Source organism: candidate division KSB1 bacterium (assembly GCA_034506255.1).
Classification (GTDB): Bacteria; Zhuqueibacterota; Zhuqueibacteria; order Zhuqueibacterales; family Zhuqueibacteraceae; genus Coneutiohabitans; species Coneutiohabitans thermophilus.
Genome location: JAPDPX010000001.1, coordinates 45,328 through 55,956 on the forward strand (window position 1 = coordinate 45,328; position 10,629 = coordinate 55,956).

At 60.4% G+C, this 10,629-nt stretch carries 13 protein-coding genes; 1 reads left to right on the forward strand and 12 read right to left on the reverse strand.

All coding sequences use genetic code 11. The features are described 5' to 3' along the window. Positions 1-205: 205 nt before the first annotated feature. From ispF to ONB52_00255, 11 genes are all read right to left on the reverse strand, one after another. On the reverse strand, positions 206-673 hold the full coding sequence (gene ispF, locus ONB52_00205; GenBank protein ID MDZ7414558.1) for a 2-C-methyl-D-erythritol 2,4-cyclodiphosphate synthase: 468 nt from the start codon (positions 671-673) through the stop codon (positions 206-208). After that, a complete protein-coding gene (gene ispD / locus ONB52_00210; GenBank protein ID MDZ7414559.1) occupies positions 664-1,362 on the reverse strand; it encodes a 2-C-methyl-D-erythritol 4-phosphate cytidylyltransferase in 699 nt (232 codons plus the stop codon). The genes ispF and ispD overlap by 10 nt, the downstream gene beginning before the upstream one ends. Before the next feature lie 114 nt (positions 1,363-1,476). Beyond that, entirely contained in the window at positions 1,477-2,505 is a 1,029-nt protein-coding gene (queA, locus tag ONB52_00215) for a tRNA preQ1(34) S-adenosylmethionine ribosyltransferase-isomerase QueA (GenBank protein MDZ7414560.1), read from the reverse strand. 98 nt (positions 2,506-2,603) lie between these two features. Further along, complete coding sequence (ruvB, locus tag ONB52_00220) at positions 2,604-3,656, reverse strand: Holliday junction branch migration DNA helicase RuvB (protein ID MDZ7414561.1); 1,053 nt, start codon at positions 3,654-3,656, stop codon at positions 2,604-2,606. Between the two features lie 21 nt (positions 3,657-3,677). Further along, a complete protein-coding gene (gene ruvA / locus ONB52_00225) occupies positions 3,678-4,265 on the reverse strand; it encodes a Holliday junction branch migration protein RuvA (GenBank protein ID MDZ7414562.1) in 588 nt (195 codons plus the stop codon). Between the two features lie 386 nt (positions 4,266-4,651). Then, the gene (locus ONB52_00230; protein ID MDZ7414563.1) at positions 4,652-5,788 is read right to left on the reverse strand and encodes a kelch repeat-containing protein; all 1,137 of its coding nucleotides are present in this window, start codon (positions 5,786-5,788) and stop codon (positions 4,652-4,654) included. Between the two features lie 152 nt (positions 5,789-5,940). Continuing rightward, positions 5,941-6,444 (reverse strand): crossover junction endodeoxyribonuclease RuvC, encoded by a 504-nt coding sequence (ruvC, locus tag ONB52_00235; protein ID MDZ7414564.1) that lies wholly within the window; start codon positions 6,442-6,444, stop codon positions 5,941-5,943. Positions 6,445-6,503: 59 nt separating this feature from the next. Then, on the reverse strand, positions 6,504-7,250 hold the full coding sequence (locus ONB52_00240) for a YebC/PmpR family DNA-binding transcriptional regulator (GenBank protein ID MDZ7414565.1): 747 nt from the start codon (positions 7,248-7,250) through the stop codon (positions 6,504-6,506). 167 nt (positions 7,251-7,417) lie between these two features. After that, on the reverse strand, positions 7,418-8,035 hold the full coding sequence (locus tag ONB52_00245; GenBank protein ID MDZ7414566.1) for a hypothetical protein: 618 nt from the start codon (positions 8,033-8,035) through the stop codon (positions 7,418-7,420). A 73-nt stretch (positions 8,036-8,108) separates the two neighbouring features. Continuing rightward, positions 8,109-8,654: a spore maturation protein gene (locus ONB52_00250; GenBank protein ID MDZ7414567.1), complete on the reverse strand. Its 546-nt coding sequence runs from the start codon at positions 8,652-8,654 to the stop codon at positions 8,109-8,111. Continuing rightward, a complete protein-coding gene (locus ONB52_00255) occupies positions 8,647-9,282 on the reverse strand; it encodes a nucleoside recognition protein (protein MDZ7414568.1) in 636 nt (211 codons plus the stop codon). Before ONB52_00255 ends, ONB52_00250 begins: the two co-directional genes overlap by 8 nt. Positions 9,283-9,480: 198 nt before the next feature. Here ONB52_00255 and ONB52_00260 point away from each other — a divergent pair, with 198 nt between their 5' ends. After that, positions 9,481-9,852 carry a 6-carboxytetrahydropterin synthase gene (locus ONB52_00260; GenBank protein ID MDZ7414569.1) on the forward strand — a complete coding sequence of 124 codons (372 nt, stop codon included), beginning with the start codon at positions 9,481-9,483 and terminating at the stop codon, positions 9,850-9,852. Here ONB52_00260 and ONB52_00265 read toward each other — a convergent pair. Continuing rightward, positions 9,825-10,445 (reverse strand): MarR family winged helix-turn-helix transcriptional regulator, encoded by a 621-nt coding sequence (locus tag ONB52_00265; GenBank protein MDZ7414570.1) that lies wholly within the window; start codon positions 10,443-10,445, stop codon positions 9,825-9,827. The genes ONB52_00260 and ONB52_00265 overlap by 28 nt on opposite strands. Between the last annotated feature and the right edge of the window lie 184 nt (positions 10,446-10,629).

Here is a 10,629-nt window from a genome sequence, read left to right on the forward strand (position 1 = left end):
TTGGCAATTGCGGCAGAAAAACTCCTTGCGTCTCTGCCTCCTGGTGTGAATAATCCCCCGGTAACGCGCGGAGTAATGCCGGCATCCTTGCCTGCAGACCAGATGATGAGGTCTGCGCCAAGTCCCCATCCGTAACTGGGGCATGCCCCGGGTGAGAGTTTTGGCATTGTTTGAAAACTCAACGAGCCTGGGCTGGATGCCTGCATCACGCGATCAAGGCCACGGCAAAGGCGGCGGCACCCTCCTGCCGTCCGATGAAACTCAGCTTTTCCGAGGTGGTTGCTTTGATGGAGATTTGAGGGGGAGTGAGCGAGAGGGCGATGGCAAGGTTCGCACGCATCTGGGCGGCGAAGCGCATGACTTTGGGCGCCTCGAGCACGATGGTGGCATCGATATTGACGATCGTGTAATGCTGCTCGCCCAGCAGGCGGGCAATTTCCTGCAGCAGCACCAGGCTGGAGATATTGGCAAAGCGCGGGTTGCTGTCCGGGAAATGCGTGCCCAGGTCGCCGAGATTGGCGGCGCCCAGCAGCGCGTCGCCGATGGCATGGCTGAGCACGTCGGCATCGGAGTGGCCGGCAAAACCGGTATCATGGGGAATGGTGACCCCGCCGAGAATCAACGGCCGGCCGCTGACCAGGGGATGAACATCGTAGCCGAAACCTACGCGCATGCGCCAAGCTCCCGCGCAAAGAGTTCCGCGATTTGTAAATCGCCGGGCGTGGTGATTTTCAAGTTTTTCTCCTCACCCTCCACCCACACCACTTTGCCTCCCATGTGTTCAATTAAACCGGCTTCGTCAGTGGCGTAAAAATTTTCCATGCGTGCCCGTTGGAACGCCTGCTGGAGTGCGCTCGCGCGGAAGACCTGCGGGGTTTGCGCCAGGCGCAGCGTTTCACGATCCACTGTCCTGATGATCTCCTGTGCGGAGATTTGCTTCACCGTGTCTTTTGGCGGCAGGCCGGGGATGCAGCCCTCAGCCTGCCCGCATCCGGCGAGCACGCGCGCCAGCAGGTCGGGTGTGAACAGCGGTCGCACGGCATCATGCACCACCACCAGGCTGTCCGCGGGCGGATGGAGTGCCTGCAAGCCGGCCCACACCGAATCCTGGCGGTGTTTGCCGCCGCTGACGAGACGGCGGCATTTCTTGATTTGAAAACGGCGGATGATCTCTTGTTCGATGTAAGCCTGCCAGCCGCCAGCCGCCACCAGGACCACCTCGCCGATCTGCTCCGCCTGTTCGAAGCGCAGCAGCGTGTGCGCCAGAATGGGGCGGCCACACAGCAGTAAAAATTGCTTGGGCAATTCGCTGCCAAAGCGTGTTCCCTGACCGGCGGCGACGATGATCGCGGAAGCTTGCACGTTTTCTCCGGGTGCCACATCAAAGCGCATTGCTCTGGGAAAAACGATCACGCCTGTGAAGATTGGGCCGCGCAGGCCTCCTGCCTGCGGTGGTTTGCAGAGCAGAGGTCTGTGCTACAGGATCAACATGGCATCGCCGTAGCTGTAGAAGCGCCACTTCTCCTTGATGGCCTTGCGATACGCCTTGAAGATGAGATCGCGGTTGGCAAAGGCGCAGACCAGCATCAGCATGGTGGAGCAGGGCATATGGAAGTTGGTGATCAAGCGGTCGACGATTTTGAAATCGTAGGGCGGGTAGATGAACTTGTCGGTCCAGCCGCGGCCGGGCTTGACCCAGCCCTCGCTGGTGACTTCGGTTTCGAGCGCACGCACGACGCTGGTGCCGACCGCATAGACTTTGCCGCCCTTTTTCATGGTTTCATTGATGGCCTGGGCGGTGGCCGGGCTGATTTCGAAGTATTCCGAATCCATTTTGTGGCGGCTCAAATCCTCGACGATCACCGGCCGGAAGCTGCCCAAGCCGAGATGGAGCACGATCGGCACGATGCGCGTGCCCTTGTTGGAGATTTTCTTCAACAGTTCCTTGGTGAAATGCAGGCCGGCGGTGGGCGCGGCAACCGCGCCGCGCACGCTGGCATAGACGGTCTGGTAGCGTTCCTTGTCCATCGGCTCGGGGTTGCGCTTGACGTAGGGCGGCAGCGGCGACTGGCCGAGGCGTTCCACGATCTCGAAGAAATCGCCGTTGAAGTTGAAGCGCACCACGCGGCCGCCGGAAACGGTGTTGTCGATCACGTCGCAGGACAGCTCACGGCCGACCGACAGACGGTTGCCCACGCGCACTTTGCGGGCCGGCCGCACCAGCACCTCCCACAGGCCGTTTTCCAACTGGCGCAGCAGAAAGATTTCGACTTTGGCTTCGGTCTTGTCCTTGGTGCCGATCAAACGCGCGGGAAACACCTTGGTCTCATTGATCACCAAACAGTCATCCGGGCCGAAGTAATCCACAATGTCGGAGAAAATTTTTTCTGCGATCGTCTTCTGCTCGCGGTCAACCACCATGAGCTTGGACTTGTCGCGCTTCTTCTCGGGGTATTGCGCAATGAGTTTTTCCGGAATGTTGATCTTGAAATCGGAGAGTTTCATCGGTCAACGTCTTTCCATTTGGTTAGCAGTTCGCCCCTCGCGAGCGAGCGGCGCCGCCGGGCCGGCGGCGTTGGGAGTAGTGCAGCAGCGCGCGGCGCTCACCAAAGCTCCTGCTGGGTGGCGGCGTGGTGTGGCGGCCGTGAGAAACCGAGATGCTGATAGGCGCGCGGCGTGACCACGCGGCCGCGCGGCGTGCGTTTCAAAAAACCCTCCTGGATCAAATAGGGTTCATAGATTTCTTCCAGCGTGCCCGCCTCTTCGCCCACCGCCACGGCCAGGGTGTTGACCCCCACCGGGCCGCCGTTGAACTTTTCGATCAGCGTGCGCAGCAGGCGCTTGTCCATCTCATCCAGGCCGAGTTCGTCGACATCGAGCTGTGCCAGCGAGGATTTTGCCAGCTCCAGGCTGACCATACCGCTGCCGGCGATTTGGGCAAAGTCACGCACCCGGCGCAGCAGGCGGTTGGCGATGCGCGGGGTGCCCCGCGAGCGCCGCGCGAGCTCCACCGCCGCCGCCGGCTCGATCACGATTTGCAGAATGCGCGCCGAGCGCTCGACGATGACGCGCAGTTGCTCGGCGGTGTAATAGTCGAGCCGGATCACCACGCCGAAGCGGGCGCGCATCGGGCTGGTCAGCAGACCGGCGCGGGTGGTGGCGCCCACTAGCGTGAACTTGGGCAGCCGCAGTTGAATCGAGCGCGCATTGGCACCTTTGTCAATGATGATGTCGAGCTTGTAGTCCTCCATCGCGGGATAGAGATATTCCTCCACCACACGATTCAGGCGGTGAATCTCATCGATGAACAGCACGTCGCCCTCGCCCAGGTTAGTCAGCAAACCGGCCAAATCCCCGGCTTTCTCCAGCACCGGCCCGGAAGTGGTCTTGATCTGTGTGCCCATCTCGTTGGCGATGATGTTGGCCAGGGTGGTTTTCCCCAGGCCGGGCGGGCCGTAGAGCAGGACATGATCGAGCGCCTCGCGGCGGCCGCGCGCTGCCTGGATGAACACGCGCAGGTTGCTCTTCATTTTTTCCTGGCCGATGAAATCGTCCAGCCGGGCCGGCCGCAGGCGTTGATCGAAATCGCGCTCGCCCTCCAGAGCATCGGGAGTGGTGGCACGCCGGTCGTTGAAATGCGGGACTTTCTCAGGCATGGCTGAACTCATTTCTCGTTTTCAAATATGGCGCAGGGCGGCTTTGAGCAGCTCCTCCACGCCCGCACTACCGTTTGCTTCCACCGCCCGCCTGATCGCCTTCTCCGCGGCCGGTCGGGGATAGCCCAGTGAAACCAGGGCCAGCAATGCCTCATTGGCCTGCGCCGAAACCGCCGGTGTCGCGGTGGTTTCACCCGTCACCGCAAAGCCCGCCAGCCGGTCGCGCAGTTCCACCACCAGCCGTTCCGCGGTTTTTTTGCCGATGCCCGGAATCGCGGTCAACGCGCCGATCTCGTTCTGCTGAATATAACGGCAGAAGGTCTCAACGGTGCAGCCGCTCAATATGCTTTGTGCCACCTTGGGCCCCACGCCATTGACAGTCAACAGATGCAGAAAAAGTTGCTTTTCCTCCAGCGTGGCAAAGCCAAAAAGCTGCAGGGCATCCTCCCGCACCAGCAAGTGGGTGAAGACCGTGATGCTTTCGCCCACCGGCCCGAGCTTCTCATAGGTGGAGAGGGGAATCGCAATGTCATAGCCGACGCCATTGACCTCGAGCAGGAGACGGGCAGGAGATTTGCTGAGCAAGCGTCCGTGCAATTGTGCAATCATGCCGGCAAGCGATGGTTGAAAGGGCGGCACCGCCCAGAAATTTTGCCGCGGCGCCGGTGTGAAGCGGGCAAGCAGGTGATTTTTACCACCTGTTCCCCGTTGGCGCAATCTGGTCGATTCACTTTGTTCACGAAAATATTTTTGTCGCAGACCCTTCCGGGGCGGTGCCAGGCCGGGGGCTTGGTGTCGTGCAGAATTTGGGCTGCAACTTCCGCACGCCAGCGGCAGCGCACGGGTCCGCTTTTTACAGCTCAAGCCCGATTTTTTATTTTGCACTTCCCGCGCGCCGCGGTGTTTACGCTTTCATCACGACCGTGTTGGCAATTTTCCCACCACCCGGCTAAAGTTGCGGCGCGAAGCAAGATTGGCCTGAACGCAGTCAGGCATCAATCCCTGTTACTGGAAGTCTTTTGGTGACGGATGACCCATGTTTGCGCCGTCGGTCGAATGTCGTTGTCATAGCCGCCGATGACGAGCACGCTCGTGTCCGGCAGGAGAGTCGCAGTACTAAACGCAAGGCGGCGGTCAACTCTTCCGCTGACACGAACAAAGCCCGGTGTGCCCGGCAGCCACACCTCGACATCATTGGCATCACCGGTGACAACGACTTCCCCGGAGGGCAGAACGGTCGCAGCATCAATTATCTTGTAGCGAGGGTTCAGCAACTCCGGCCCCGGGATGAACTGTCCCGATTGCGGATCATAGATCTCGGTCTGGGCGATGCGGCGACGCTCGTTGCCGTCACTGGACCCGCCGACTACCATGACGCGTCCATCTTTGAGCAGGACAGCGCCATGTTTGCACCGTGGTTGCCGCATCGTGCCAGTCATCGTGAATGATCTTGCAGCCGGGTCGTAAATCTCGGCGGAGCTGATCGCCGCGTTGCGCCCACCTTGCCCGCCAATGATCAGGACTCGTCCGTCGCTCAGGCGAACCGCCGCATGATGTACCCTCGCCTCGTGCATAGATCCCACCGCAACGAAGCGACCCTTCTCATGGTCAAAAATCTCCGCCTGCCGGACCGGGCGATTGGTTGCCGTGGCCCCACCCGCAATCAACACCGCGCCCTCCAGAAGGGGAGTTGCGGTGGCGTCCATTCTCGGTGTCGTCATCGCAGTCACAGGCAAAAACGAGCGTGTCCGTGCGTCGAATATCTCGGCGGAAGAGGTTGTCGCTTCGCCCGTCCATCCGCCGGCAATCAAGACGCTGCCGTTCTGCAAGGGTGCGGCAACGTGAGAGACCCGGGGTACGCTCATCGGTTGTGTCGCCTGCGTAATTCCCTTGTTGAAATAGAATAACTCGGCAGAGCGTTCAACCGGAGCGCATCCGGTGCCACTGCACCCACCAGTCACCAGTACCGCGTCTGGAGAAATGACGGTAACTTTATGGGCAGCGCGGGGCGTCAAGAGGCCAACCGTCGGTTGAACGACCCAGCGTTCTGCGGGCGTGGACCCATGTGCAAACGAGGCCAGCAAGGCGGCCATGCCACCCAGACTGGTGTGAAAAAGCGGACGGAGTTTCATGAGTGATCTCGTCATGAGTATTGCTGCCCGACACCCGTTTCAACGGGTGAACCCGCATGGGATGACCCGGCAAAGGCGATGGTGCAACCATGCCGGCAAGCGATGTTTGCGAGGGCGACACCGCCCGGGAATTTTGCCGGGGGCGCAGACATTCAGGCCACGGCTTGATGGTCGGGCTTGAGCGTGCGATGGGCATGGCAAATGGCCAGCGCCAGACCATCGGCAATGTCGTGCGGGGTGGGCAGCTCTTTCATGCCCAGCACCGCCTGCACCATTCTTTGTATTTGTTCCTTTGATGCCGCGCCGTTGCCGGAGACCGCGAGTTTCACTTCGCGGGGTGTATAGTCAACCAGCGGCACACCGGCGCGGGCGGCCGCGAGCAGCAGCACGCCGCGGGCATGTCCGAGCTTGAGCGCCACTTGGGAATTTTGCACATGAATGAGTTTTTCGACCACCATGCAAGCGGGGCGGTGCGTGGCCAGGAACTCGCAGGTCGCTGTGAAGAGATGCTCCAGGCGTCGTTCGAGCGCCCAGTCGCGCGGCGGCACGATCGCGGCAGACCCTCTATAAAAACAATGACCGCCCCTGGCTTCAATCAGGCCAAGACCGGTCGTGATCAATCCGGGATCTGCTCCCAAAATCAGGCATCCCTGCATCGCAAAGGTTCGTCGCGGGATAAGAAGAGTTGTAAGCGGGGCGGGCAGGCGTCCGCAGGCTATTGCAACTGGCTCATAACCTCGTCGGCAATGTCAAAGTTCGAATAGACGTGCTGCACATCATCATGCTCGTCGAGCACGTCCATGAGCTTCAGCAGTTTGACCGCGTCGTTGCCCTCGACTTTGACGGTGTTTTTGGGATACATCCCCACTTCCGCCTTTTCGATGACAATCCCCCTTTTTTCGAGCGCCGCCTTGACGGACTCGAAATCCGCGGGCGCCGACAGAATGTCGGAAGATTCGGGATCGTATTTCAGATCCTCCGCACCGGCCTCGAGGACGACCTCGAGCAATTCATCTTCGCTGCGGCCGCCGGTGGCCACTGTGAAAATGCCCTTCTTCTCGAACATCCACGCCACGGCGCCGGACTCCGCCATGTTGCCGCCATGTTTGGAAAACAGGTGGCGAATGTCCGCCACGGTGCGGTTTTTATTGTCGGTGACCACTTCGACGATCAGCGCGGCTCCACCCGGGCCATAGCCTTCGTAGGTGGCTTCTTCGTAGTTCACGCCCTCCAACTCGCCGGTGCCGCGTTTGATGGCACGCTCGATGTTGCTGGCCGGCATGTTGGCGGCTTTGGCATCCTGAATGGCCTTGCGCAAACGCGCATTCGAGTTCTCATCGCCGCCTCCATTGCGGGCAGCCAGGGTAATTTCTTTGATCAAACGGGTGAAAATGCGGCCGCGGATCGCATCTTGCTTGGCCTTGACATGTTTGACCTTGGCCCATTTATTATGACCAGACATGCTGCTCTCCCAAAAATTGATGGCGTAATTTAATAAAAAATCGTCCGGTTTCCAAACGGAATTTTGGCGCCGACATGAACAAAGCCATTGAAATTTCGCCAGTTATTCCGGCCGTGCCAAACCGAACGATGGTCAGGTACCCGATGGCATGTTGCAGCGCAAGGGCGTCACTGCTGGTTGCTCAACTCATAGGCCCGCACGCGTACCGGGGTGCGCACTACCCAGGCATAAGTGTAGCCCTTCTCGTCCGCCAGCTTTTGCAAACGCTCCGCTTCATAGCGATTGACGAAACGTCCTGCTCTCACCTTGTAGTAGGGCGGCTCGTAAATCACCTGCACTTCGGTGTCGAGATCGAGGATGGCGATTTTCATGGCCTCGCGTGCCTGCTGGCCGTCCTCGGTTTGGAGCAACTGTAGTTGATAACCCGGCACCGTCACCCAGGAAGTGTCACTGGCCGTCGTGTCCGCCTGCATTGGCACGAATGCCTGGGATTGCACCTGCTCGCGCGGCTGCTTGCGGGGAATGTCAAACGCCGGCTCGCGCAGGGTTGCGGGATCAAAGGATTCGTCATAGACCGTGCCGGCAGAACTGGCTGGCGGGCTCGGCGCCGAAGCGGTGCCAGTTTGGCCCGCGGGTGTGGTCGGTCGCGGCGCCGTGCGGGTGGTTGCCGGCCGTTCCGATTTGCCGGCGGTGCGGCTGGCGCTGCAGCCGGCCAGTCCGAGCAACAACAAAGACACGCCGACGCCGTTGAGCCAATGGCAGCGACGCGAATGGAAAAATTGCATGATACACCTCATTGCTGATCATCAAAGTAGGTGCAAAAGCCGCCTGGGAGTCAGCACCACACCGGCGCGCGACTCATCCAAAAATCAAATGACAGATGAACACCGCCGCGAGCAAGCCGGCCACGTCGGCGAGCAAGCCGGTGGCCAGGGCATGCCGGATCTTTTTGATGGAAACCGAACCAAAGTAGACCGCCAGAACATAGAAGGTTGTCTCGGTGCTGCCGTACATGGTGGAAACCAGCCGGCCGATGAAGGAATCTGGGCCGTGGGTTTTCATCAACTCGGTGGTCAGGCCGAGCGAACCGCTGCCGGAGAGCGGCCGCATCAAGGCCACCGGCAGAGCCTCGGCCGGCATGCCAATCAGATTCGTCACCGGCGAGAGCAGTTTCACGAACAGATCCATGGCGCCGGAGGCGCGAAACATGCCGATCGCAAACAGAATCGCCACCAGAAACGGAATGATGCGAATGGCGACATTGAAGCCCTCCTTCGCACCCTCCACGAAGCATTCATACACTTTGACTTTGCGCAAGAAGCCGACCAGCGGGATCACCAGCAGCAGGGCCGGGATCGCCCAGGTGGAAAGCAACTCCAGTGCCGCGCGCAGATACTCACCCATGCCGGCCCTCCGCTGACGGTGTGGCGGTGAGCTGCGGATCATCCTTGCGGTAAGCCGGCAGCCGGCCCAGCAGTTTCGCCATGATGATGGCCGTGATGGTGGCGCAGCAGCTCGCAAAGATGGTGGTGCCAATGATCTCGAAAGGATTGTTCGATTGCAGCGACACCCGGATGCCGATGATCGTGCTCGGAATCAGCGTGATGCTGGCGGTGTTGATGCCCAGGAACATCACCATGGCGTTGGTGGCGGTGTCCTTTTGGGGATTGAGCTGCTGCAGCTCCTCCATCGCCTTCAGGCCGAAGGGCGTGGCGGCGTTGCTCAATCCCAGCCAGTTGGCGGCAATGTTGAGCAGCATGGCGCCCATCGCCGGATGTTCCGGCGGCACCTCCGGGAACAGGCGGCGCATCACCGGCGCCAGCGCACGGGCCAGCAGGCGAATGAAGCCTGCCTGCTCGGCTATCTTCATGATACCCAGCCACAGCGTCATGATGCTGATCAAGCCCAGCGCGATTTTGACGGCGGTCTCGGCGGAATCGAACGCCTGCCGGGTCACCTGCTGAATGTTGCCGGTGGCCGCACCGACGACCACCGCGATGACAATCAACCCCAGCCAGATGTGATTGAGCATGAACCCTCCTTGTTGCCTGCGGATCATTCACCACCACTGCGGTTTGGACGGCTGTGAGTTTAGGATTTTTTTCGCGGCAAGCAAGCAGATTTTCCCGGCTTGCATTTCTCACGGAAATTCTCGACCATTGCGCCATAATGTTGCGGCCGCTCCCGATCCCCCGTTCCCCCCGTGTTGATTCCATGCAGGAGGCTTGTCATGAAACTTGGTTATGTCGAATACATGGATTGCGCGCATTTCCTCCCCGGACATGAAAAATGCGGCATGCCCCACGGCCACACCTACAAGGTCGAAGTCATCATTACCGGCGAAAACAAAACCGGCATGATCCTCGATTTCGGTGACATGAAGAAAATCATCCACTCCGTGCTGGCGGAGTATGATCACAAGTCCCTCAACGATTTCTTGGATTATCCCTCGGTGGAAAACATCTGCGAGATGCTGGCGCGGCGTTTTCGCGAAAAATGGCGTTTCCCTTTCGCCGTGCGCGTGTGGGAGGGCGAGGGCAAATGGGCGGAGCTGGAGGCGGTGCCCGGCGGTGATCATGCCGGTTCCGCCGCCGGCTCATGATCGGGGCAATCAAGACGCAGTTGCTCCGACCGCAGCGGCTGATTGAGCAGTGTGCAGTAATGCGGAGTGTCGGGAGTGGAGACGGCCTGGAAGAAGCGGCAAGTGATGCACATGCGCGCAACACTGATCACGCCGGCATGTTGCAGGCGCGCAAGCAGGCGCATGAGAAAGTGCATCACCACCAGTTTTTCCCCCGGCGCGCTGCCGGCGATGGCGGTTTGCACCACTTCCGCCCAATTCGCCAGTTGGCGTGCCACTTTGCGGCCCTGTGGTGTCAGGCGCAGCGTGGCCACCCGCCGGTCGCTTTGCAGGCGGATGCGTGCAACCAGCTCTTTGCCCTCGAGGGTGGTCAGCGCGTCACTCACGGTGGCAGGCGTCAGCATGAATTCCCGCGCCAGCAGACCCACCGTGCATGCCGCCTTGCCGTGGTGCAGCAGGAACACCAGGAATTGAATCTGGATCGGGCTGAGATTGTGTTCCTTGTTCTGCTCCCACAACAAGACGCGAAAAGCCTGCGACAGCCGTTCAAGCGCGGCGGCAATCTTGGCGTCGGGGTTGTGATGCTGCTGCGCGGGATCAAAGATGCCTGCCATGTCGGATTCCGGAGGTTAAGCCCGGCCCCTCAGCCATCGGTGCCGCGGGCAGCCGGGGGTTCTTGTTTGGTGCGAGCCGCAGGGGTGCGGTGACGGCGCGCTCGCGCCGGCGTGCCATGCAGCGCCGTGACACCTGCTGCAGTCCCATCCGCTGACAGGCAAGCCGCCGTTTGGCAAAGTAGTG

Bases quoted from the DNA above. Each gene is read 5' to 3' on its own strand.
- ispF (MDZ7414558.1), bottom strand. From the start codon at position 673: ATGCGCGTAGGTTTCGGCTACGATGTTCATCCCCTGGTCAGCGGCCGG.
- queA (MDZ7414560.1), bottom strand. From the start codon at position 2,505: ATGAAACTCTCCGATTTCAAGATCAACATTCCGGAAAAACTCATTGCG.
- ruvB (MDZ7414561.1), bottom strand. From the start codon at position 3,656: ATGCCTGAGAAAGTCCCGCATTTCAACGACCGGCGTGCCACCACTCCC.
- ruvA (MDZ7414562.1), bottom strand. From the start codon at position 4,265: ATGATTGCACAATTGCACGGACGCTTGCTCAGCAAATCTCCTGCCCGT.
- ONB52_00230 (MDZ7414563.1), bottom strand. From the start codon at position 5,788: ATGAAACTCCGTCCGCTTTTTCACACCAGTCTGGGTGGCATGGCCGCC.
- ruvC (MDZ7414564.1), bottom strand. From the start codon at position 6,444: ATGCAGGGATGCCTGATTTTGGGAGCAGATCCCGGATTGATCACGACC.
- ONB52_00240 (MDZ7414565.1), bottom strand. From the start codon at position 7,250: ATGTCTGGTCATAATAAATGGGCCAAGGTCAAACATGTCAAGGCCAAG.
- ONB52_00245 (MDZ7414566.1), bottom strand. From the start codon at position 8,035: ATGCAATTTTTCCATTCGCGTCGCTGCCATTGGCTCAACGGCGTCGGC.
- ONB52_00250 (MDZ7414567.1), bottom strand. From the start codon at position 8,654: ATGGGTGAGTATCTGCGCGCGGCACTGGAGTTGCTTTCCACCTGGGCG.
- ONB52_00255 (MDZ7414568.1), bottom strand. From the start codon at position 9,282: ATGCTCAATCACATCTGGCTGGGGTTGATTGTCATCGCGGTGGTCGTC.
- ONB52_00260 (MDZ7414569.1), top strand. From the start codon at position 9,481: ATGAAACTTGGTTATGTCGAATACATGGATTGCGCGCATTTCCTCCCC.
- ONB52_00265 (MDZ7414570.1), bottom strand. From the start codon at position 10,445: ATGGCAGGCATCTTTGATCCCGCGCAGCAGCATCACAACCCCGACGCC.